24 protein-coding genes are annotated in these 21,398 nt (G+C 49.2%); 13 read left to right on the top strand and 11 right to left on the bottom strand.

All coding sequences use genetic code 11. The features are described from left to right. Positions 1-69: 69 nt before the first annotated feature. The 3 genes from ACYVAM_RS18290 to ACYVAM_RS18300 form a co-directional block, all read right to left on the bottom strand. A complete protein-coding gene (locus tag ACYVAM_RS18290; RefSeq protein ID WP_461069567.1) occupies positions 70-894 on the bottom strand; it encodes an anti-sigma factor in 825 nt (274 codons plus the stop codon). Continuing rightward, entirely contained in the window at positions 891-1,445 is a 555-nt protein-coding gene (locus ACYVAM_RS18295; RefSeq protein WP_461069569.1) for an RNA polymerase sigma factor, read from the bottom strand. The genes ACYVAM_RS18290 and ACYVAM_RS18295 overlap by 4 nt, the downstream gene beginning before the upstream one ends. 207 nt (positions 1,446-1,652) lie before the next feature. After that, entirely contained in the window at positions 1,653-2,657 is a 1,005-nt protein-coding gene (locus tag ACYVAM_RS18300) for a fasciclin domain-containing protein (protein WP_461069571.1), read from the bottom strand. Positions 2,658-2,796: 139 nt separating this feature from the next. On the opposite strand from ACYVAM_RS18300, the gene amaB reads away from it, so the two are divergent. After that, a complete protein-coding gene (gene amaB / locus ACYVAM_RS18305) occupies positions 2,797-4,341 on the top strand; it encodes an L-piperidine-6-carboxylate dehydrogenase (protein ID WP_461069573.1) in 1,545 nt (514 codons plus the stop codon). Between the two features lie 102 nt (positions 4,342-4,443). On the opposite strand, the gene ACYVAM_RS18310 is transcribed toward amaB, so the two are convergent. Then, a complete protein-coding gene (locus ACYVAM_RS18310) occupies positions 4,444-4,692 on the bottom strand; it encodes a helix-turn-helix domain-containing protein (RefSeq protein WP_461069575.1) in 249 nt (82 codons plus the stop codon). 67 nt (positions 4,693-4,759) lie between these two features. Here ACYVAM_RS18310 and ACYVAM_RS18315 point away from each other — a divergent pair, with 67 nt between their 5' ends. The 3 genes from ACYVAM_RS18315 to ACYVAM_RS18325 are packed head-to-tail and all read left to right on the top strand — an operon-like array spanning position 4,760 to position 6,516. Continuing rightward, positions 4,760-5,326 carry a GIY-YIG nuclease family protein gene (locus ACYVAM_RS18315; protein ID WP_461069577.1) on the top strand — a complete coding sequence of 189 codons (567 nt, stop codon included), beginning with the start codon at positions 4,760-4,762 and terminating at the stop codon, positions 5,324-5,326. A gap of 18 nt (positions 5,327-5,344) precedes the next feature. Further along, positions 5,345-6,064: a phage integrase N-terminal SAM-like domain-containing protein gene (locus ACYVAM_RS18320; protein WP_461069579.1), complete on the top strand. Its 720-nt coding sequence runs from the start codon at positions 5,345-5,347 to the stop codon at positions 6,062-6,064. Next, the gene (locus ACYVAM_RS18325) at positions 6,064-6,516 is read left to right on the top strand and encodes a tyrosine-type recombinase/integrase (RefSeq protein ID WP_461069581.1); all 453 of its coding nucleotides are present in this window, start codon (positions 6,064-6,066) and stop codon (positions 6,514-6,516) included. Before ACYVAM_RS18320 ends, ACYVAM_RS18325 begins: the two co-directional genes overlap by 1 nt. Here ACYVAM_RS18325 and ACYVAM_RS18330 read toward each other — a convergent pair. Continuing rightward, positions 6,491-6,739 carry a hypothetical protein gene (locus tag ACYVAM_RS18330; protein WP_461069583.1) on the bottom strand — a complete coding sequence of 83 codons (249 nt, stop codon included), beginning with the start codon at positions 6,737-6,739 and terminating at the stop codon, positions 6,491-6,493. The two genes, ACYVAM_RS18325 and ACYVAM_RS18330, sit on opposite strands and share 26 nt — an antisense overlap. A gap of 586 nt (positions 6,740-7,325) precedes the next feature. Here ACYVAM_RS18330 and ACYVAM_RS18335 point away from each other — a divergent pair. From ACYVAM_RS18335 to ACYVAM_RS18355, 5 genes are all read left to right on the top strand, one after another. Further along, positions 7,326-7,616: a hypothetical protein gene (locus tag ACYVAM_RS18335; protein ID WP_461069585.1), complete on the top strand. Its 291-nt coding sequence runs from the start codon at positions 7,326-7,328 to the stop codon at positions 7,614-7,616. 341 nt (positions 7,617-7,957) lie between these two features. Beyond that, entirely contained in the window at positions 7,958-8,473 is a 516-nt protein-coding gene (locus ACYVAM_RS18340; protein ID WP_461069587.1) for a hypothetical protein, read from the top strand. 292 nt (positions 8,474-8,765) lie between these two features. Continuing rightward, entirely contained in the window at positions 8,766-9,134 is a 369-nt protein-coding gene (locus ACYVAM_RS18345) for a hypothetical protein (protein ID WP_461069589.1), read from the top strand. A gap of 319 nt (positions 9,135-9,453) precedes the next feature. After that, entirely contained in the window at positions 9,454-9,756 is a 303-nt protein-coding gene (locus ACYVAM_RS18350; RefSeq protein WP_461069591.1) for a hypothetical protein, read from the top strand. 399 nt (positions 9,757-10,155) lie between these two features. Beyond that, on the top strand, positions 10,156-11,076 hold the full coding sequence (locus ACYVAM_RS18355; protein WP_461069593.1) for a hypothetical protein: 921 nt from the start codon (positions 10,156-10,158) through the stop codon (positions 11,074-11,076). 717 nt (positions 11,077-11,793) lie between these two features. On the opposite strand, the gene ACYVAM_RS18360 is transcribed toward ACYVAM_RS18355, so the two are convergent. The 5 genes from ACYVAM_RS18360 to nrfD all read right to left on the bottom strand — a co-directional run bounded on the left by ACYVAM_RS18360 (position 11,794) and on the right by nrfD (position 15,073). Then, positions 11,794-12,099, bottom strand: coding sequence for a hypothetical protein (locus ACYVAM_RS18360; protein WP_461069595.1), 306 nt, complete (start codon positions 12,097-12,099; stop codon positions 11,794-11,796). A 241-nt stretch (positions 12,100-12,340) separates the two neighbouring features. Beyond that, complete coding sequence (locus ACYVAM_RS18365) at positions 12,341-12,727, bottom strand: type II toxin-antitoxin system VapC family toxin (protein WP_461069597.1); 387 nt, start codon at positions 12,725-12,727, stop codon at positions 12,341-12,343. Then, the gene (gene vapB / locus ACYVAM_RS18370) at positions 12,727-12,936 is read right to left on the bottom strand and encodes a type II toxin-antitoxin system VapB family antitoxin (protein WP_461069599.1); all 210 of its coding nucleotides are present in this window, start codon (positions 12,934-12,936) and stop codon (positions 12,727-12,729) included. The genes ACYVAM_RS18365 and vapB overlap by 1 nt, the downstream gene beginning before the upstream one ends. Positions 12,937-13,349: 413 nt before the next feature. Further along, positions 13,350-13,541, bottom strand: a complete 192-nt coding sequence (locus ACYVAM_RS18375; RefSeq protein WP_461069601.1) for a globin family protein — start codon at positions 13,539-13,541, stop codon at positions 13,350-13,352. Between the two features lie 62 nt (positions 13,542-13,603). Then, entirely contained in the window at positions 13,604-15,073 is a 1,470-nt protein-coding gene (nrfD, locus tag ACYVAM_RS18380; protein ID WP_461069603.1) for an NrfD/PsrC family molybdoenzyme membrane anchor subunit, read from the bottom strand. Between the two features lie 181 nt (positions 15,074-15,254). On the opposite strand from nrfD, the gene ACYVAM_RS18385 reads away from it, so the two are divergent. Further along, on the top strand, positions 15,255-15,947 hold the full coding sequence (locus ACYVAM_RS18385; RefSeq protein WP_461069605.1) for a response regulator transcription factor: 693 nt from the start codon (positions 15,255-15,257) through the stop codon (positions 15,945-15,947). A 7-nt stretch (positions 15,948-15,954) separates the two neighbouring features. After that, positions 15,955-17,355: a sensor histidine kinase gene (locus ACYVAM_RS18390; protein WP_461069607.1), complete on the top strand. Its 1,401-nt coding sequence runs from the start codon at positions 15,955-15,957 to the stop codon at positions 17,353-17,355. 242 nt (positions 17,356-17,597) lie between these two features. On the opposite strand, the gene ACYVAM_RS18395 is transcribed toward ACYVAM_RS18390, so the two are convergent. Then, on the bottom strand, positions 17,598-18,920 hold the full coding sequence (locus ACYVAM_RS18395) for an erythromycin esterase family protein (RefSeq protein ID WP_461069609.1): 1,323 nt from the start codon (positions 18,918-18,920) through the stop codon (positions 17,598-17,600). Positions 18,921-19,078: 158 nt separating this feature from the next. Here ACYVAM_RS18395 and ACYVAM_RS18400 point away from each other — a divergent pair, with 158 nt between their 5' ends. Together ACYVAM_RS18400 and ACYVAM_RS18405 are read left to right on the top strand one after the other, a co-directional pair. Beyond that, positions 19,079-20,209 (top strand): sensor histidine kinase, encoded by a 1,131-nt coding sequence (locus ACYVAM_RS18400; RefSeq protein WP_461069611.1) that lies wholly within the window; start codon positions 19,079-19,081, stop codon positions 20,207-20,209. A gap of 5 nt (positions 20,210-20,214) precedes the next feature. After that, entirely contained in the window at positions 20,215-20,949 is a 735-nt protein-coding gene (locus ACYVAM_RS18405) for a LytR/AlgR family response regulator transcription factor (RefSeq protein ID WP_461069613.1), read from the top strand. Positions 20,950-21,398 lie beyond the last annotated feature (449 nt).

Below are 21,398 nucleotides of genomic sequence, written 5' to 3' on the forward strand. Positions count from 1 at the left end.
ATAGGTACGCAGCCGTTATGACCGATACACTGCCCTGCGTGGGTAAAACAGGAAAGATAGGTATTCCGTTCAGGCCTTCACCGGGGCGAGGGCAAGAAGCGTCGAGAGGGTAGGTGTTGGACTACCTCCGCGTTTTTCAACCGTTACGGCAAAGGCTTCGGCCCGGTCGACAGAGCGATTCAAACGCTGAATCAAGTCGGCAGAGGGGAGCACATCGAACACACCGGCATCAACAGGTTTACCGCCTACCATATACCATAGCTGGTACTGTTTGTCAGCGGGCAATGGCGGTAACGACTGAACCTGCACGGCTACCTGGTGGGTCTGGTTGTTCCAGAAGACGAGCATGGATCCTTGCGGAGCTTTATCATTCCCTTTCAGTTCCAGCGTTCGGGTGCCGGGCTGGCGCAGGACGGCCAGTGTCTGGTCTGTCTGTATTTTCTGATCGCGTAACTGGCGAACTTCGGCTTGCATTTTGCTATTGTCAGACCGGACTTCGGCGAGTGTTTTCTGGTTTGTCCGTAGCTGCGACAGGAGAAAGAAGGAGAACAGGAGTAGTAATAAACCCATCGATGCGGCAACGATCCAGGTAACCCGGAACGTGGGCGATGAGTTAGTCGTCGTCGTATCTATCGGCATCGGCCGAACAATTGTCTCGCGCACAGGCTTCTCGAAATCGAGTTGAGCCAGCAGTTTCGCCTTAACCGATTCGGGTGGTTCGACACTGTGCGTAAGGGCATAACTCTCGAGAACTTCCGAGAGCTGATCAAGTTCGTGGCGTATGTCAGGATAAATAGACGATAGGCACTCGACCTCGCGTCGCTCCTGGTCGCTCACCGCACCCATGACGTAAGACTCTAAGATACCAGATGCTATGTATTCCGTGACGTTCATGATTTAAATAATTGCTTTAGTTCCTGCAACGCAGCCCTGACCCGGGTTTTTACTGTTCCCAGGGGCAGATTCAGTTCTTCGGCAGCCTCTTCGTGGGTATATCCCCCAAAATAAACCAGATCGATCAACTGTTTCCGATCGGGCCTTAACTGGTTTACAACTTCCTTAATACCAATGTGATCAGGATTGGGCTGCTCCGTATTGTGTTGCCGGTCAACAATATGTACGTTCTCTTCGTCGGTTCGGATTGCGGCAAACGGCTGTGTTTTGCGGGAGCGCAGCGAATCAATAGCCGTATTCCTGGCAACATTTAGCATCCAGGTAAACAAACGGCCCTTGCTGGCGTCGTACGCATCCAGATTTTTCCAGATTTTAACGAAGATGTCCTGTAGGAGATCGGCTGCCTGATCGTCATCGCGCACAATGCGTAGCACAACACCATACAGAGCAGGCGAATATTGATCGTAGAGCCATTGAAATGCCTGCTGATCGCGCTGGGTAAGCTTGTCAATCAGGACACTTTCTGAAACTAAAGAAGACTGGCGTTTCACGAGGTGGGTGTTAAAGAGCCAAATATATAGAGAATTTCAAAAAATGAACTGTTTCAAGCCTCATAAAGTAAAATGCGTACAAATGTGAACGATGGCTTCGCTGGTGGCTACTCGCATTCAATATAGAAAACGGTAGGGCGTAATGCATCAATAAAATGCATTACGCCCTCGAATTTACTTTATCGCCCGGCACGTCTCGTGTATGGCTTAACGAAAAGCATCTACGCCCGATTTGGGCATCAGCACATTTGTAATGCCATAAACGACGCCATTCGACTGACGATTGTCCATACCGTCGATGGTAGCGGTATGGCCTTGCTCGTCGGTAAGGGTCATGTGGCCATTCGATTCCTGAACCGTTAATGAGGCACCCGCCAGTGTTTTTAACTGGGCCTTGCCGTTGCCCGCTTTAATCTGCTTGCTGAGCTCATCGGTGCTCAAGGTGCCGCTCACTACGTGATAGGCTAATAACTGTTTCAAAGCCGCCCGATTGCTGCCTTCTAACAAGGCACCCTGTGCCGTTGACGAAAGTTTCTTGAACGCTGCATTCGTTGGGGCAAAAAGTGTGTAAGGGCCACTGCCTTTCAGCGTTTCCCACATATCGGCCGATTGCAACGCGTTTTGCAGGGTTACATAGTTTGGTGACGAGGAAACAAAATCGCCGATGCTCGTATTGCGGACGGTGCTACCCGATTTTACGGCTGGCTCCTTACTGTTCTTCATACCCGATACGGCTTCCGCAGTGCCAGCGTTCGAATCGGCACTGCTTGCACTAGTCGAGGAGCCTCGGGCCGCACTGTTCGTTTGCCCATTGCTCATCTGATCTGCAGGAGTCGGTGCCGTCATGGTGTTTGGGTTGCTCCCGGCGCCGGTTGGGGCGTTTGTAACGTTGTTGCTGTTGTAGTTTGTCGTGTTACTGCTGTTTACGGCGGTGCCTACGCTGGCTGAACTTTTCCGATAATTGGCGTCTTGTGACGATGTATTTGTGGTGGTACCCGCATTGTTGGACGCCTGATTGGTCATCTTCCGGTTGCGTTTCATGGATCGCTTCTGTTCACGGGACGGTTTTGCCGATAGCGAATCGGTTGTGATGGCTCCCTGCGGATATGTAGTTGACGTGGCCGCTCCGGTGGGTGTTGTCTGGCCCCAGCTGGGCGTTGCCAGTAGCGCTGTTCCTACCGCTAATAAGCTTAAAGGGTGATTGATTTTCATAACGTTGTCTGGTCAAAATGAATACGGGATTCGTCTTGATTCAACCGAGTTACAGGCAAAAAGTTTGTAGACTTGTGTCTATTGTTTGCGTAAAGGCGGGTAGATTTGCCATCGTCTCAACAAACCACAAGCCTGATCTATGCAGTCCATTCTCCCAGCACCCACTCAACCCATTAAGCCCGGTACCAGTACCGGACAAAACTTCTGGCACACGACTGATGCCGCAACGGATCAACCCCGAAAAACAATTGACTCCTATTCGCCGGCTGATGGCCAGCTAATCGCCCGCGTGACAACATCGACCCGGGCTGATTATGACCAGGTGGTTGAAACCGCCCAGGCCGCCTTTGCCCAATGGCGACTGGTTCCGGCACCCCGGCGGGGGGAGATTGTCCGGCAAATGGGGGAGCAGTTTCGACGGTATAAACGGGAACTCGGCACCCTAGTAAGCTATGAAATGGGTAAGTCTCTGCAGGAGGGACTGGGCGAGGTACAGGAAATCATTGACATTTGCGATTTTGCCGTTGGACAGTCGCGCCAGTTGTATGGCCTATCAATGCATTCTGAACGCCCGGCGCACCGGATGCTCGAACAGTGGCATCCATTGGGCGTTGTCGGCATTATCTCCGCGTTTAATTTCCCCGTGGCCGTCTGGTCCTGGAATGCCATGCTGGCCTGGATTTGTGGCGACGTCTGCATCTGGAAGCCATCGGAAAAAACGCCACTCACCGCCCTGGCCTGCCAGCAGATTATTGGCGATGTTCTTCGAAACAATGATGTTCCCGAAGGCGTATCCTGTCTGATCACCGGCGGACGCGACGCTGGCGAGTGGCTGGCCCGTGATCCTCGGATCGCGTTGGTGTCGGCAACGGGCAGCACCCGCATGGGGAAGGCCGTTGCCGAAGCCGTTGCCGGGCGGTTGGGCAAAAGCTTGCTTGAGCTGGGCGGCAACAACGCCATCATCGTGTCGGAGCATGCCGATCTTGATCTGGCCATTCCGGCCATTGTGTTCGGTGCCGTTGGCACGGCCGGACAACGATGTACCAGCACCCGCCGGATCATTGTTCAGGAGCGTATCTACGACGACGTAAAAAGCCGACTGAAAAATGCGTATGCTCAGTTGCGTATAGGTAGCCCGTTAGATGAGTCGTTTCATGTGGGTCCGGTCATCGACCAGGCTGCCGTACATATGTATCAGGTGGCGGTCAAAGAAATTCTGGAATCGGACGGGAAGTTTGTCGTTGAGCCGGGTCTGATCGAAGGGTTGGGTTTTGAATCAGGCTGTTACGTGCGTCCATGTGTTGCCGAGGCTGAGAACCAGTGGCCGGTCGTGCAGCGCGAAACCTTCGCTCCAATTCTGTATATGCTGAAATACACAACGCTTGAGGACGCCATCAGTCAGCAAAACAGTGTGCCACAAGGGTTATCCTCCGCCATTTTTACCCTGAACATGCGCGAAGCTGAGCGTTTTCTGGCCGTGACCGGATCGGATTGTGGAATCGCCAATGTGAACATCGGTACATCGGGTGCCGAAATTGGCGGGGCTTTCGGGGGCGAAAAAGAAACGGGTGGCGGTCGCGAATCGGGTTCCGACGCCTGGAAAGCCTACATGCGCCGACAAACCAACACGATTAATTACGGAACCACGATGCCGCTTGCCCAGGGGATAACGTTTGAACTGTAAGTCGGAAACTTCTACGTGGCTGCTGTGCTGTCAGTTACTTATAACCGACAGCACAGCAGCCACAACACTTAAAAAGAGCTACCTACCTTTACTTGGGTACCGTTACGCAGGCATTATCGGTGTGCCTTCGCCGGTGAGCACATAGCGTATGTTCATGGTCGGAAATTTAGTGGCTATTTCGGCAAGCGACTCGCTGCTGAGATAGGTTTTATTGCCGATGTGCCGGTAGAATTTTTCCCGGCTATACCCCATTTCTTTTGCCAGTCGATAGACCGACATGTCCTGGGCGGCCAACGCTTCCTTGAGCCATTTTCCCTGAATATTGGTCTTTTTTTCTCGTCTTCCAGCCATAAAACAAAGGTAAAAAATATATGTATTTTTTGTTGTATATAAGTATTGTTTGTAGTATATTTAATACATGAAAAACGCCGAAAAAACACTAGAAAATCACCTCGATTCAGGGTCAGTTGTGGATAGCTCAACGCTGTTGCTGCCCCAGCCGTGCATCTATTATTTGATTAATGCCAGGAATGAAGTTGTCTACATAGGGCAGACGCTAAACCTGCAGGCCCGGCTACGGGAACACAAGGTGGCGGGGCTAAACTTTGTCCGATTCCGGTTCTTTCAATGTGAAGAATGTGATCTGGATCGACTGCAGCAGGGCGCTATTGCCCGGCTCAACCCTACGTTGAACAAACCACAGAAAACCAAATCGACATCGGGGAGTCTAAGCAAGCAGTTGATTTGCCTGAAGTATAATATTACCCCCATTGCCTTCGAGCGGCTCCGTGAATCGTTTGGGTTAAAAGCGACCAGTTCGTTTGGGAATGTAAAATATTACAAGCCTGAAGACGTGGAAGCCTGGGTTCGGCGGTTCAAAGGGCTAGTCTTATCGGGTCGGCATGTGCTACAGGCTAAGCCTACTTATCTGGCTGTGGGAATCAGTAGCCGAACCAAGCAAATTCAGCTTTATACGAAGCAGTAAATAATAAATAAAGTCCTGATGATCACCATTCGCATCGATGAGAAAGACCCCAGTCTGTTGACCGTTTCCTTTGCCGGAGATCCCGTCGGTAACGATCTTGTTCGACAGGTTCCGGGCAGGCGCTGGAGTTATTCCCGTCGTTGCTGGCTGGTGCCCAATACCCGCCAGGCTGTGGTACAACTCGGCCAGCTGTTTGAGAAAGCCTACTGCCGGTTCGACGAAGCCGTGGTGCGGCTCTATAAACCCTCGATTACGGCTACTGAGGCCGAGCAGGCCACCAACCCTGCCTGGCCGCCTGCTGGTAAGGGTCTGATAAAGAAAGTATTTCGCTATAATCCGCCCGCCAGCGAGTATGACCAACACCCGGTCATACTCGCTGTGTACGCGGTGATCCGGACGCAGAACTACAGTCAGAAAACGTTCAAAAATTACAAACAGGCTCTCATTGCTCTCCTTCGTTATAGTCATCCCCGATTGCTCGACGAGCTCACCAGGGCTGATTATCAAAAATACCTGCTTTTTCTGGTCGAGCGGAAAAGACTCAGTAGCGCTACGCTCAACGTTCACATTAACGCGTTCAAGTTCTATCAGGAAAAGGTTTTGCATCACGATAAGGCATTCTATACCATTGATCTGCCTCGAACCCCCGATACCCTACTATCCGTATATAGCTTACCGGAAGTAAAAGCCATCTTCAGCGCAACGACCAGCTTAAAATATCGACCCTGTTTCAGGTAGTGTATGCCACGGGGCTTCGGCTCAGCGAAGTAGCCCGATTGCGGCTTGGCGACCTTGACCGAAATCGTAGCCTGATTACCGTCAAAGCCGGGAAAGGTGGGAAAGATCGCGTGGTGATGTTGTCGGAGAAGCTTTGGCAGTACATCTACGATTATTTGCAGGTGTACCAACCTAAAACGTATTTGTTTGAAAATGCCGAGACCAGGGAGCCGCTTATAAATCGGACTATTCAACTGGTCTACAGTGAAACTGTCCGGTCTGCGGGCATCCGCAAGCGTGGCGGCATTCACACCCTCCGGCACAGTTTCGCCACGCACCTGCTCGAAGCGGGCACCGACATTCGATACATTCAGGAGTTACTGGGCCATTCCAGCATCCTGACCACCATGCGCTACACGCACGTATCTTCCGACAAGATCAGTGCTCTCAAAAGTCCGCTGGATGATCTGTAGGACTATGTTGCCGAAGCAGTGAGCGGAGTTGGGAGAGACTGTAAAATCGGCTTTTAAGATAATAGCCAGGCGTATATCGTTTCATTTGACGGGGATTGATGGTATACCGTCCTCGTGAATCGATCCGATATAGTTGTTTATCGGCGCCGAAAAAATAAGTGGCATAGCCATCGATATCCCATTTGCGAATTATCTGAGCAGGGTTAACAGGAATCGCCTTCATGGAACAATAATACGGTAAATAGTTTGGAAATAAGTAAGCTATTTACTTGTTTGCATTGCTTAATGGCACGGTCGTTTATTCAGAGAATTTCTCAGGGCGCGGAACTATTACTCATTGATTACCAGGTCGTTTTAGTTCTGCGGTTTTGCGTACAATACTATGTTGGGTGCGGCTCAAAAATGAGAGTTCAAGGCGAGTTCCGAGCGACAGGTAGCACGGCTCGACAGGATACTTTGAAGTTTACAGTTCGGGGTTTCGGTTGACACAAGAAACGTCCCGAACAGGCAGAGTTCGGCTCGTTAGGAAGCTTCCTTGTGACAGCGCAAACACCCCCTAAACTCTCAGGCTCCCTGGCTGACATGTAAAAAACATTAGCCGAATCATATTGATGACAAATGACTCTAACTGAAGCCAAAAGAATTGGAAGTCGACAAGGACTGATTTCAGTCGGACTCGGAGTTTTAATTACCCAGTTAATTATGACCTTGATGATTGCTGCCGATGAAGGCTTTATCAGGGCATTCTTGTGGTTTACAAGAATTGATTATTGGCTAAATATACTAATCGGGGTAATTATAATATTCGCATGTGGATATTTTTATGGTCAACTTGCTGGAAATCTCATACTCGTAAAAAATGGAATTATGTACTGACAGGATTCCTAACGGGATTAGCTGTCATAATAACAACAACGTTTTTTGCTAGCTGGACAGGCTTTATTCAAGAGGGAATAGACAATATTGGAACAAATGACAACCCGTTCTTTGATTACATATTTAAACCAATGTATTGGGTAACTATGTTTGGGCTAATTCCAGCATTATTGGTTGGGATTTGGTTTGGCAGCCAAATAAAAAAGAAGGGACAGAAAAAATAAATAGGGTCAATAGTATGAGTCTCCGGTGACAGGAGGCACGTCCCGAGGGCAAGCGGGTCAGCCCAACCAAATGAGGGTGTAAAGGTTGAAAGTTGCTCGTGTTCAGTGTAGTTTCGCCCTCATCCATCAACCCTCATGGTCGTTGGGTGTTCGCTCATCAAGTGCTTCAAATTCTGGGTTCCGGGCGACAAGCCGCACGTCTCGGTTGGTCAGGTTTGGGCTTCAAATTCCAGCTTTCGGCCGACAAGTTGAAGGTTCCAATTTGGCAAGTTTAGGTTCGTGGGGCAGCGTATGAGCGACAGGGGAATGCTTTCATTGATTAGACCATTTTATTGTTTGCTATGGGGCTTTGTCTCACCAAAATTCATTTTCAAGAAGGGATACCGCCCGTAGCTAAAATTAGTGAACAGTTTCACAAACAGACAGGATATGGTCTTTGGGTGAACGCCAGTCTTAATCTAGCTCAGATTGGTAGTCTTTTAGATGTTAGCCAAGCGTTACAAAGAGACTTTGCGAAAGTTATCGACCTTCATAAAGAGCAAGATGTGCTAAAGCAAAACGAACCTAAAAACTACGAGAAACAAGCGCAAATTCGCGATAGACTCGGCTCACTGAACCACATCAAATTTTTGAGATTTGACACTTGGTTCTACGAGATTAATTTCAAGGTTGACGATAGGTACATTGTAATTGAGTCGGAGACAGGGCAGGTTTACGCAATTGAATCGTTGGTCAAAGTTTTAACTGATCTTGGCGGCTCGTTTGAAAGTGCAGACGACTTAGATTACTGGCAAAAGAGGTGGAGAAAACTCAAACTGTGGGACGAGTACAGATGGTATAATAGACTAAGAAAATAAAAACGCTCCGCGTGGTCAGGTTACCGGTGACAGGCAGCACGTCTCGAAGGAAAGTCTTCAGCCCAACATGATGAGTGTGTAAAGGTTCAAGTGGCTCGCATTCAGGTATGTAACTCACTCACCATCAACACTCATGGGCGTTGGGTGACCCGGCCAGGATGGGAGTTCAAAGGCGGATTACCGGCGACAGGGTTCACGGCTCGACAGGCAAGCGGTTTGGCTCATTGGCCGGTTTTGGCTGATAAGGTGAACGCTTGGATTAGTCAGCTTGATTTAAAATCATTTCTAGGTAATGGAATTCTTTAAGCATCTATTTAACAAGAAAGTTACTGTTGACATACCGCGACAGCCAGAAGATCTGTATAAGGTTGAGCTTACAGACACTGTGATAAAGGTAATACACCCTAAACGAGCTGACGAGGAAATAAAATGGGAGGAAATTGAAGAAATTAGGTTTGTCAACACAGATGAGGGGCCATTCCGTCCTGATGTTTGGATGATCCTTTCTGGGAATGGTAAAGGTTGTTCCGTACCTCAAGGTTCAAAAGGATGGGATGCTGTTTATGACATAGTTTCAAAATATCAGGGGTTTAATTTTGAGAATGTAATTAAATCAGCAACCTGCACCGAAAATCAGATTTTTGAAATATGGAAGAGGTAAATTTTTAGTTTGTCTGGCGACAGGGAGCACGTCCCGCAGGCGAGTTTGCATCCCAACCAAATGAGTGTGTAAAGGTGCAGGTACGTTTGTTCAGCCAAGTGACTCGCCCACCATCAACACTCATGGTCGTTGGGTGCGGGTCCAAAATGGGAGTTCAAGGCGGGTTAACTGCGACAGGTTGTAGGCCGCAGCGGTCAGGCTTTTGGCTCGTTAGTCAGGTTCCGGTTGATAGGGCAAATACCTTAGTAAGGAATCCAATGCTTCCATTTCCAGGTCTCTTGCGACACCGGAAACACTCTAACATAATAAAATAATGTCGATGATTGAGCAGAAAATAACTCGTATATCTTACAGTTTAATAGTTGTGCTGTTCGCAATCTCGTTCCCTATCTTCTGGGGAATTGGCAAAGACATTATTGGCTTTAATACTGACATTGATAAGGATATGGGTCTTTTTTCACTTTTATGCTCTGGCCCGCTGTTGTTAGTTTATAGTGTCTTCACTTACTTTCTTGACTATTCTATAAAAGGTAAAAAGGCCATTGCCATCATTTCGTTGTTGGTTGGCTTTTTGTGGCTAGGGTATTTGCTCAAGGCTTTATTTGATGGTGAGTTTGTCTAGTCAAATTTGGGTAACTCACCGGCGACAGGGAGCACGTCTCAAAGGCAAGCGGGCAGCCCAACATGACGGGTGTGTAAAGGTGTTGCTTCTTTGTATTTAGGTTACTACCTTGCTCACCATCAACACCCGTAGGTGTTGGGTGAACAGCAAAAATGGGAGTGCAAGGCGGGTTACCTGTGACAGTGGAGCCGCCCCGACAGGCAAGTTTAGGCTCATTAGGCGGCTCCCGTTGACAGGCCAACCACCGCCCCGCAATTCGGGCTTGGACAAGTTCGCCGGGTCGCGTTCAACACGAGAAACGCTCTAGTTGTGGCGGCCTGACAAAAGTGGATTTAATACGTGGTTGGGCTTCGCGCTTGGGCCTGAAAATCGGATTAGCATTTTAAATTACATAAAACTATGGGGCATGTTTTTATATCTAAATTCAATTCTCATCGATTTGTTCAAGAAATTAAAGATGTTGAAATTGATTTCCGAGAAAATCCTTACAGCCCAGTAGAACTATTTTTCCTGACAGAAAGAGAAAAAAATTCTTTAGCAGCTTACGGTATCTTCTTGAAAGACCCACAATTATTTGTTGACAAATACTTTGTTAAACTAAAAGATACATTTTCATTTGTTTACGAAAGACCACCTTCATTTCATAAATCATCTACTTGCCCTTTTTTGCAGTCAGATTTTGAAAATATTTTTATTCCAGAAAAAATAAAGAGTGTAAAAAGCGACAATCTTCTAAAAGCTTTTAGAAAATGGTGTCTTCAACATCAACAACTCTTTCACAACAACCGGTTAGCTTTTATAGCGCAATGTTGCCTAGCTTTTTCCAAATATGAACTTACAGAGTCAGATTTTCTTGGTGTAGAAAGAAGAAACAAAAAAGAAGACAGTAAAAAGTATGACAACATCGATTTAGATGAACTAAATGAAGAAATAAGTAAGATTAATACTGATTTTTGGGCAGATATTAACTCCTCAAAAATGAAAAAAGATATATACGAAAAATTTAAAAATAGATTATTCTTGGGTTCTGATAAATACACAGTTGATGATATTAAATATAATAACAGTCTTTATGAAAGACATGAGATAAAGGCTGTCTTAAATGGTTGGTATGTGAAATATATTAGGGATGCATTACAAATGTTACGTACTTGGTTACAGGCTAAGATGAACAAAGAGCTTCGGTTTGAAGGTAAAATATTAGAACAATTAGGTTTCCGAAATTGCAAGTCATGTTATCCTGATTTTGTTTCTACTGTTTCAAGTGATTTTTATGATTTAAGTCCAAGTAGTACAGAAACTGGTAATTCTCAACTGTAGAATTATTTTATTTGAAATATATGGGTAGTTCTTGGCGACAGGAAGCACGTCCCGAAGGATAGCTCTCAGCCCAACTAAAACAGGTGTGTAAAGGTTGAAAGTACGTGCGTTTTTTTGAGTAACTTACTCACCATCAACACCTGTGGGTGTTGGGTGCGGAGCTAAAAGCAGAAAAGCGTGTTTGCGGTCTTTCGTGTGACATGGGTCACGGCTCGATAGACAGGCTGGTTGGGTCAATAGTCCGGTTTTGGTCGACACAAGAGTCGCCAGAGTTGGTAGGCTAACAAAAGCGTGTTGGCAACTTAGCGTGCGACAAACACAATTGGTTGTATATCAAGCTTAGTTAACTGGTAAATGGAACGTATTATTTACATTCAACTTCTAGGCGAAGGAACTAGGGTGTTTCGACCCGTTCCTGCCTTGTTAATTGAGGATGGTCTGTACGAGTTGAGAGGGCATGAGCTATATGACCCAAAAGATGAAATATGGGAATTTCCACCCGGCACTCTTGTTTTAGCCGAGCAACGATTCTTGAGTGGAGGTGCTGCTTTAATAGCGGTCAGAGAAAGTAAAACGAGCAATGTATAAAGCGAATTATTGAGGTATAGGGCCGCTTTCCTGTGACAGGGAGCACGTCCCGGAGGTAAGTTTTCAGCCCAACCAAAAGGGTGTGTAAAGGTTCAGGTACGTATGTTCAGTCAAGTTTCGTGTCAACCATCAACACCCGTTGGCGTTGGGTGCGGGTGCATGATGGGAGTCATGGGCGGGTACCGTCCGACAGGTTGAACACACCGACAGGCTGGCTGTTTGGCTCGTTGGCCGGGTCACCGGCGACAGTGGAGCCGCCCCGACAGGCCAGTCTTGGCTCGTGGGTCGGGTTGGGGTGGACAAGCCAACCGCCCCGCAAGGGTCGTTGGACAAAGCGGTTAAAGTGCGTTGATCAGCTTTGCCCGTTGGCATAGAAATCGGTTCCGTGCGTTGTGATCCGCTCCGCGCAGGCAGGCTACCGCTGACAAGACGCACGTCCCGTGGGAAAGTGGCAGCCCAACATAACAGGTGTGTAAAGGTCGGTAGTACGTATATTGAGTCAAGTTATGCCCTCACCATCAACACCTGTGGGTGTTGGGTGCGGGTCCATGCTGGGCGTCAAAGGCAGGTTACCTGCGACAGGGCACACGTCTCGGCAAGTAGACTTTGGCTCTTGTGCCGGGTTCCAGTTGACACGAGAAACTTGGTAATTAGTTAGCTGGGCAAAGGGGCCTAATTACCAAACCCAATCAACGTCATACTGATGAATATGAGCATCAGCCGTAATGAATAACAGGTTTTCTGTCATACTTTGGGCAATTAAAAGCCGGTCGAATGGGTCACGATGATGCATGGGTAATGTGAGCAATTGGCGCGTGTGTTGAAACGTAACGGGTAACAACTCGAAACCATTTTGGTCAAGCAAAGTCAGTAAGTTATTATAGCCAGGCTCGAAGGACAGGCTACCTAGCCGGATTTTAATGGCCATCTCCCAGAGCGAAGCGATGCTTACATAGGATATGTTAGCCGAATCGACGATGAGTCGTTTGGCCTTTGCTGAAATGTCTGTTTCATTGCCGTTGAGAAACCAAATAAGCGTGTGGGTGTCGAGTAGTAAATTCATTATTGGTAGTCAGCAAAATCGTCCAGTGGCGCATCAAAATCAGAACTCATTTGAAACTGACCTTTGGCGCTACCAAACACGGGTGTTTTTCGTTCAAGAGGTTTATAAGTTGCTTTCCTAGTAGCCAGAAAATCAACAAAATCTGCTACTTCCGCTTGATAGACAGGCGGTAAAGTCTGATATTTCTGATATAGTTGGAGGTAAGTCATAAGTGTACAGTTTGGTCCGTAACAAAGATAGTGAGTTTACCCGTTCGATGTGGCAATCAACTACACCAGTGGGCTTAGGCTTATTGGTTGGGTTTCGTGTGACAGAAAGCACGTCCCGAGGTGAGATTGGCAGCCCAACCAAACGAGGGTGTAAAGGTGCAAGTGCGTATATGCAGTGGAGTTGTTTGCTCACCATCAACACTCATGGTCGTTGGGTGAACAGCAAACAGTCGAAACAACGTAGTGGTGGGCTCGTGGGCGACAGGGGGCACGGCTCGCTGACCAAGCTGTGTAGCTCGTTTGTGATCCTCGGTCGACAGGTCGCACGTGCCGACAAGGCAGCTTTGTGCTTCCAGTTCCGGGTTTCGGCTGACACAAGAAACGCCCCAATAGGAAGCTGTGGTTCACTTTAGTTAGATGGTTTCAGAATGAGCTTTACTCAGAAGCAGCCGCGTCCATACGTCGACAATTTGTTGAAAATGGGTGGCTGGTGGCACGCGTGCCACCAGCGTAACGATAAGCCCGATTTCTTCGTCGAAGTACACCCGGCTGTAAAAGGTGCTGATCAGCCGTTCAAGGTCGGCTCGGTTAGTGATATCAGCCATAAAAATGAAGTTTACATGTGTAATAACCCGATCGGATCGTCAACTCACCCAGCATCGTTCCTTCAGGCGTTTTCTGGCGGTGTGGCCTTCGCCGTAGTCGGCATGCCAGATGCCTTCTCCTGTGGCGAACGCTCGTGCGCAAGTTGGGGTACTTTCCCCGAGGAAGATTTTAAAATCGCTTTTACTTCGGCCATGTTGACGACGGGCAGCAATTTGGCGAACAGCAGAAACAAGGTAAAAAATAACCCCATTGTAAACAGGAAGTCGCTAATGTCGAACAGGGTAGGGTGAAACATGGCCCAACTGGAAGGCAGGTAGTCGCGATGGAGTGAGGTGACAATGATAACGAACCGCTCGAACCACATACCAATATTGACCACCACGGCCAACACAAACGACCAGACGACACTCCGCCGGATAGTACGGGACCAGAACAACTGGGGCGTTATGACATTGCAGGTCATCATGGTGGCATAAGCCCACCAGTAGGGGCCCGTGGCTCGATTGAGAAAAGCGAACCGTTCAAATTCATTGACCGAATACCAGGCGATAAACAACTCCGTGATATAAGCCACCCCCACGATAGAGCCGGTGAGTACGATGACCTGGTTCATCGAATCAATGTGCTCTACGGTAATGTAATCTTCGAGCCGGAAGACCACCCGCGTAACCAGCATCAGGTTCTGCACCATCGCGAAACCCGAAAAAATGGCCCCGGCCACGAAATAGGGTGGAAAGATCGTGGTGTGCCAGCCGGGGATAAGCGAAGTGGCAAAGTCCATGCTGACAATGGAGTGCACCGACAGTACCAGGGGCGTAGCAACCCCGGCCAGAATCAGGCTCACATATTCGTACCGGGCCCAGGTTTTGGCCGAGCCATTCCAGCCCAGCGCCAGCGTACCGTAGATGTAACGGGAAATACGGTTGGAAGCCCGGTCGCGGATGGTAGCCAGATCGGGCACCAGCCCCATGTACCAGAATACCAGCGAAACCGTGAAGTAGGTACTGATAGCGAATACATCCCAGACCAATGGCGATTTAAAATTGACCCAGAGTGACCCAAACGTATTGGGAAGAGGCAATGCCCAGTAGGCCAGCCAGGGACGCCCCATGTGCAGCATGATAAACATGGCGGCACAGATAACGGCGAAGATGGTCATCGCTTCGGCAGCCCGGTTTACGGATGTCCGCCATTTTTGACGAAACAGCAGCAAAACGGCTGAAATCAATGTACCAGCATGACCGATACCCACCCACCAGACAAAGTTGGTGATGTCCCACGCCCAGCCAATGGTTTTGTTCAGTCCCCAGACTCCCAGTCCCTGCCACCAGGTCCAGAATACACAAGCTGTGCCATAAAGGAGTACTGTGAGGGAGATGCCAAATCCAATCTTCCATTCCCGGGTTGGCCAGGCCTCAACCTGACGGCAAATATCTTCCGTGACATCCGTATAGGTTTTACCACCCGTTACCAACGGGGGTCTGACAGATGCGGTAACAGGACCATGCGAGCTGGGTGAATCTGGTCTCATAATGGAGGTTGAGTAAACGGTAAAATCAGGGTAAATCCCGCTTTGGTAAGCACCACCGCAATGATACGTGTCGGGCTTATTTGGTAGATGAAGGCATCTGCTAGGATGGATTAAATAATCCTAAAGCCGTTTAGATGGCGGGTAGATGATGGCTACCCGCCTAGAGAGGGCATAGAAAAATATGCGTATTTTAATTGTTGAGGATGAGATTAAGCTGGCTCTTTCACTCAAGCGGGGTCTGGAAGAATGTGGCTTCGAGACAACGGTGGCACTGGACGGAGCCGCTGCCCGACGGATACTGGCATTGGGCGATGTAACATTGATGCTGCTCGACATTGGCCTGCCGGATGTCGACGGACTTACCCTGTGCCGGGAAATGCGCAGCCATTACGCCCAAATTCCTGTCATTATGCTGACGGCTCTGGGGTCGTTAGACGATAAGCTGGCGGGATTCGACGTCGGTGCCAGTGACTATGTCGTCAAACCGTTTGCGTTTGGTGAGTTGCTGGCCCGTATTCGTGTGTGGCAAAAGCGGGCTGCGCCAGTAGGTGGAGTAGGGGCCGCCAATCTGCTTACTATCGCCGATCTGGTTGTGAATGTCGACGAAAGGCGGGTAAGCCGGGCCGGTCAGCCCATTAACCTGGCCCCGCGTGAACTGGCCCTGCTGTTCTATTTTTTACGCCATCCGGGTGTCATTATCAGCCGCCAGCAAATCGCCGAACACGTTTGGGATATACCCGTTGACTCCGGTACTAACTTAATTGACGTTTACATAAACTCGCTGCGTAAAAAAATTGACCGGGATTTTCCGGTCAAGTTAATCCATACCCGAAAAGGTATCGGGTACATGCTCCATGTAAGCCAGAAGGCTTGATGCGTCGATGGAAATTCGGACTCGACTTTCGCTCACGTTTATTGCTGTGGTGCTGCCAGTGCTGTTGCTGCTATTGGGTACTTTTTATTTTTATGTCGACCGGTCGAAACGTGACGACTTTCTGATCAAACTCCGCCACAGGGGTATCACGATGGTGCAGCTTCTGGTGGAGAAACGGGCCATTCGGGAACCGCTGCTTCGGCAAATCGACAAAAAAACGCATACCGCTTACTCGGATCGTCGGGTCGCCATATTCGACATGCAGAACCGGTTGCTGTACGATAGTGGCGAGCTGGACAACCGTACCGGAACGAACTCGCCCATTCCCATTGACGATCGTTTACTGAACCAGATTGGCCCGGGCAGGGAGGTACGTCTGGTCAACGGCCGACGAGTTGGCCTGGGCCTGCTGGTGGGGCAACCGGGGCAGCGGCTCAAAGTGATCAGTTACGCCATTGATGACTACGGTTTCCGCACCATGAAGGAGGCCGTTGTTGTGATGGGCTTCATGTTTGGCATAACAGGGCTGCTTGTGATTGGGTTGAGCCGACTATTTGCCAGCCGATCGGTCCGTCCCCTGGTCGATATCATCCGGCAGATCAACCAGATTACGCCTTCCAACCTGGACGCCCGGCTAACCACGCCGAGCCATACCGACGAACTGGCACAATTGACACGCACCTTCAATCAAATGCTCGACCGAATCTCTGCCTTCGAATTGCAGCGTAGTTTTATTGCCAATGCGTCGCATGAATTACGGACTCCGTTGTCTGTGCTGACTAACCAAATCGATGTAGCCCTGATGAAGCCCCGCTCGGCATCTGAATACGAACAGCTATTGAGTTCATTGCAAGAGGATATCGGTCGGCTCAATGCGCTCTCAAACGGGTTGCTTGAACTCGCACAACTGGAAAATCGACAGGCCGACACGAGCAGAGACGAAATAGCCCTCGATGAGGTCCTGTACGAAGCGGTGGGGCTGGTACTCCGTAAACAACCCACGTACCGCATCACCTTGGGCGAATCCACCGCACCGGCGGACTGGGCTGATGAGGGTTTACCCGACGTGATGGTGTATGGCGAATTGTCGTTATTGAAAACAGCCTTTATCAATCTGATCGATAATGGCTGTAAGTTTTCGGCTAGTCATCATGTTCAGCTTAGCGTGATCGTATTTGATACATCGGTTGAGGTAGTCGTTTCTGACCAGGGGATAGGGATTGCCGCTGATGAGCTGAATCAAATTTTTCAGCCTTTTTACCGAGCCACCAATGCCCGAGCCATTAAGGGCAGCGGTATCGGTCTGTCGTTGACCAGTCGGATCATCCAACTTCATAGAGGAACCCTCATGGTTAACTCGCAGCTGGGAATCGGAACAACGATTACGGTGTCGCTACCCCGCCACTAAGCCATGATTGGGGCGACTTCGCTGATTAGTGATTGACATGGGTCAGGGCGGTTAATGTTACTTCGTCCAGGATGGTCAGGCCTTTGTCAGTTTGCGGAATCAGGTTATCTACCGAACAGTTACCCTTTCCTACACGGATGCAAACGGGGGCGCTCTGGTAGACGATTTATACCCGATGAACAGAGCTCGGCAGCGATGTGATGAAGTTTGTGAAAACCGGCATCACATCGCTGCCGAGTTAGTTACTTAATGAACTGAGCAGCCTTCGTATCTTGAATAAATAAATAGGCATCGTAGAGCTTATTGAGTGGGACGCTTTTATCATGCGTATTCTTGCCGCTGTCTGGAAAGTAACCAATGACCCGGTTCGTCAGGGTGGTGTTAACCTGGCTCCATTCGTCTGAATCAAAGTAAAACGCGGGGGCCTTGGCTTTGAGCAAGTGGCCTTCCCATAAACTGTCGGCGGGCGTTTCTAAGGCAACCGATTTCATAGGGCTGGCGTGGGTAATGAACGAATCATCGGTAGCCGCAAACGTACCCCTGGCGGTACCCGTGCCCAACACAAAGTAGTTCCCTCGACGCATACGTTCGATCACTCCACCCATGCCGCCCACCGCTCCTCCGTAAACGCCCTGACGAGCTACGTGGCCATTATGAGCCCATATAATCAGCTTTTCACCCGGTCGCTGGGTCAGTCGTGCCGCCATAACGGCCATGGCACTATCCCGGCCTCCGCTCCCTTTCTTAAAGTTCACCCAGTTGTAAGCCCCCTCGCTTTGCAGTTTTACATTTTCGATCAGATGATTAATCGTACGACGCCTATCATCCGGCAGCGAAAGTCGGTTGAGTAGTTGTTGCATCTGGTCCACGGTCTGGTAAGCCCGAACCAGATTATCGTTGGATACCGTATCCGACACGGTAAAGTCTTTTCGGTTTGAACTGTACCAGAGCGAGTCCCGGAAAGTAGCCAGTTGCATGAGCGAATGGGCTAGTTGGTCTAATTGGTTACTGTTGAGCGGACGGGTCAATTCGCCTAGTGCCTGGGCATCGGGTTTCATGAACATCATATCTAACCCGCTGAAGCGTACGGGCCGTTGGGCGTTCTTGTTGTAGGTCTGCATCCAGATCAATAACTCCTTTACTTCCTGATTGCGCCAGATGGCTAGTAAGTGTTGCTTCATGAACGCTTCGTAGTCGGTACGACCCTGCTGAAGGGCCTCATCGAGCAGATACGAGTCGGCGTAATCGTTTTCGAAAGCAATCATGTTGAAGCCTTTTTCTTCCACCAGTATTTTGGTAATCCAGTACCGTACGGTATAGAACTCACTCGTACCATGAGTACCCTCTCCCAGGGATACTACTTGCTTACGGGCCATTTTCTCCACCAGCGGCATGACCTGTCGGCGAAACTGGGCGAAATTGGTTAAGTCAAGCGCAACGGCTTTACCGTTCAACACCGTAATTGTGGCGGGCGGGCGATGGTCAATTTGTTTGGACTCGGTCACGATCCAGCAACCGGTGATAAAAAGAAGAGCCGTGGCCAGCAACCATGTTGTCGTTTTCATAAGCAGACAAGAGTTCATTTACTATTTCGTTAGACGTGTACCGAATCGATACAACAAAGGTGTAAGAGGCACCAGACTGGTGAAAAAAAAGTGTACCAAGGCCCTTTTTCGCTATACGAATCCGCCGATTTGACGACGATTGGGTGTACTTTTAACTAATGACAATATTGCGGTCTACTTCTGATAGGGTACGTGAATGGATCTACTGGCGCTGGCATATTCTCGCCTGGTTGCTCTATGTTTGTCTGGAAAACGGATTGTTTTACCTGGGTACCCGCTGGGGGTTAGACACGCCCATCCGAGTATCGCTGATTCGGTCGCTAACAACATTTCCCTTCGCTGTCGCGCTGTTTTATATAAACGCCCACTTTATTATTGCGCGTTACCAACCCCATCGGGATTGGGGGCGGCTAGCTTTGGCAACGACAGCGTTGCTGGTTGGTTTTGCCGCCTGCCGGCTTGTTTTGTACCGGTACGGCCTGGCCGCCGTCGGGGTTTTCGATGACTTCGAGTCGTATGAACCGTATGCTATTCTGACCAACCATTTTTTTGTTGACACGCTCTGGATCGGTCTGCAATACCTGCTGTTTAGTTACGGCTACTGGTTTGCCACCCACACCATCCATCTGGAACGGCAAAAGCGGCAGCTACAAGCCGACTTATTTGTCGCCGAACGGGCCAAATTTGAGGCTGAAGTAAGCTTTTTACGCAATCAATTGAATCCTCATTTTCTCTTCAATACCTTCAATTTTTTGTATGCCGAGTCGCTCGCCTGCTCGCCTAAACTGGCCGATTCAATTCTCTCCCTGACCCAGATGATGCGTTCGGTCACTGAGTTGGGCCAGCAACCGTTGGTTCCGCTGGCTCAGGAACTGACCTATATCCATCACTATCTTAAGATTCAGCAATATCGATTTGAGGACGGCATGCATCTACAGTACGCCGTAGAGAATGAAGCGCTGGCCTCCTCGGTGAGTGTGCCGCCATTGCTGTTTATCGCCTTGATTGAAAACCTATTTAAATATGGCGATTTGAGCGTAGCCGACGATTGTGCTTCCATCTTGTTTAGCATAGAGGGAAACCGGATTGCCTTCCGCAGCCAAAACTGTAAGAAGGATCTAAGGGGCAGAACCGTACCAGGCAGTGGTATTGGGCTGGCCAACATTCAACAGCAATTAAACCACCACTATCCCAATACGCACCGCCTGACGATCACCGATACGGCTACTCACTTCACGGTTGAGTTGGCAATTGGTCGCGTGCAGTCGGTTGCTCAACCCTTTGACTGACAGCTATGTTGACCTGTTACATCCTGGACGACGAACGAGCGGCCATCACGATCCTGACTAAGTATATCGGCGATACACCCAATCTGCGGTTAGCGGGTTCATCAACCGATGTGTTGAGTTCCGCTGCCTTTCTAGGTGAACAATCCGTCGACCTGCTGTTTTTGGACATTGAGATGCCCAAACTCACCGGACCGCAGTTCATGGATTTGTACGCCCGGAACACCCCTGTTATTTTCACGACGGCCTACAGCCAGTATGCTCTGGAAGGGTATGACCGGGGCGTTGTGGATTATCTAATGAAGCCGATTGCATATGAGCGTTTTCTGAAAGCGATTGAGAGAGTTCGCAATTTAGTAAGTCAACGGGTCAGTAGCGAACCTGAGCCGGTTGGAACGAATGAGTTCATTGTGGTTAAAACGGAGCATAAGGGCAAGTTTCAAAAGGTTAATCTAAGCGATATCGTTTATGTGGAAGGGCTAAAAAACTATGTAACCATTGTGACTAGGCAAGGTGAACGAATCGTAACCTACGTTGGGATAGGGGACTTGGAAACCCGCTTACCGGTCAGCCACTTCATTCGGGTGCACCGGTCGTACATCATCGCGCTGGACTCGGTACTGAGCATTGATGGCAATGAGATCTATCTGGCCAACGCGCCCCGTATCCCCACAGCGGGTGGGTACAAGGACGACTTGTTCCGACGTCTACAGCATCACCTGGTGCAGGGAAAACGACCCTAACTGCCCGGTTGCCCTCACTGGTATGGGACTGATTGAGCCGCCGTGTCCGGTTCAGTTGCTTGTCCCGACGCGGTCCCCCTCCGCTTCGGCAGTCCGACGGCGTACCGGCCGTTGCGGGGAATCGCGCTTAGCGGTGCGGGACCACTGGACAGATCGTAAAACGTTGGCGTTCACGCTAACACTCCTTCGTCTCAAGTAAGAGCGTTCACGGAGAATTAGACAAAGGAATACTTTTGCACTTTTCTTAGTGTAGTTGAATAAGTGTTGTGGCTGTTGCAAAAGTCTAGAACCGGTCGGAAAATCATGGTTTGTCAACCAATGCTGTACGTCGTCAACCGAAAGTGGACAGATGCGGGTGAAAAGAGATGAGACGGTTTTAACCGCTTTGTACTCGCTGAAAAATATGACTTTTCCGTCGTTTGAGCATCGATAACTGCTTAGTTTTTTGC

The organism is Spirosoma horti, assembly GCF_054776595.1.

Coding starts and splice junctions, on each gene's coding strand:
- ACYVAM_RS18365 (WP_461069597.1), bottom strand. CDS start 12,727: ATGAATTTACTACTCGACACCCACACGCTTATTTGGTTTCTCAACGGC.
- ACYVAM_RS18405 (WP_461069613.1), top strand. CDS start 20,215: ATGTTGACCTGTTACATCCTGGACGACGAACGAGCGGCCATCACGATC.
- nrfD (WP_461069603.1), bottom strand. CDS start 15,073: ATGAGACCAGATTCACCCAGCTCGCATGGTCCTGTTACCGCATCTGTC.
- ACYVAM_RS18375 (WP_461069601.1), bottom strand. CDS start 13,541: ATGGCTGATATCACTAACCGAGCCGACCTTGAACGGCTGATCAGCACC.
- ACYVAM_RS18355 (WP_461069593.1), top strand. CDS start 10,156: ATGGGGCATGTTTTTATATCTAAATTCAATTCTCATCGATTTGTTCAA.
- ACYVAM_RS18345 (WP_461069589.1), top strand. CDS start 8,766: ATGGAATTCTTTAAGCATCTATTTAACAAGAAAGTTACTGTTGACATA.
- ACYVAM_RS18315 (WP_461069577.1), top strand. CDS start 4,760: ATGAAAAACGCCGAAAAAACACTAGAAAATCACCTCGATTCAGGGTCA.
- ACYVAM_RS18300 (WP_461069571.1), bottom strand. CDS start 2,657: ATGAAAATCAATCACCCTTTAAGCTTATTAGCGGTAGGAACAGCGCTA.
- ACYVAM_RS18350 (WP_461069591.1), top strand. CDS start 9,454: ATGATTGAGCAGAAAATAACTCGTATATCTTACAGTTTAATAGTTGTG.
- ACYVAM_RS18340 (WP_461069587.1), top strand. CDS start 7,958: ATGGGGCTTTGTCTCACCAAAATTCATTTTCAAGAAGGGATACCGCCC.
- ACYVAM_RS18310 (WP_461069575.1), bottom strand. CDS start 4,692: ATGGCTGGAAGACGAGAAAAAAAGACCAATATTCAGGGAAAATGGCTC.
- amaB (WP_461069573.1), top strand. CDS start 2,797: ATGCAGTCCATTCTCCCAGCACCCACTCAACCCATTAAGCCCGGTACC.
- ACYVAM_RS18320 (WP_461069579.1), top strand. CDS start 5,345: ATGATCACCATTCGCATCGATGAGAAAGACCCCAGTCTGTTGACCGTT.
- ACYVAM_RS18395 (WP_461069609.1), bottom strand. CDS start 18,920: ATGAAAACGACAACATGGTTGCTGGCCACGGCTCTTCTTTTTATCACC.
- ACYVAM_RS18335 (WP_461069585.1), top strand. CDS start 7,326: ATGTGGATATTTTTATGGTCAACTTGCTGGAAATCTCATACTCGTAAA.
- ACYVAM_RS18290 (WP_461069567.1), bottom strand. CDS start 894: ATGAACGTCACGGAATACATAGCATCTGGTATCTTAGAGTCTTACGTC.
- ACYVAM_RS18330 (WP_461069583.1), bottom strand. CDS start 6,739: ATGAAGGCGATTCCTGTTAACCCTGCTCAGATAATTCGCAAATGGGAT.
- vapB (WP_461069599.1), bottom strand. CDS start 12,936: ATGACTTACCTCCAACTATATCAGAAATATCAGACTTTACCGCCTGTC.
- ACYVAM_RS18390 (WP_461069607.1), top strand. CDS start 15,955: ATGGAAATTCGGACTCGACTTTCGCTCACGTTTATTGCTGTGGTGCTG.
- ACYVAM_RS18385 (WP_461069605.1), top strand. CDS start 15,255: ATGCGTATTTTAATTGTTGAGGATGAGATTAAGCTGGCTCTTTCACTC.
- ACYVAM_RS18400 (WP_461069611.1), top strand. CDS start 19,079: ATGACAATATTGCGGTCTACTTCTGATAGGGTACGTGAATGGATCTAC.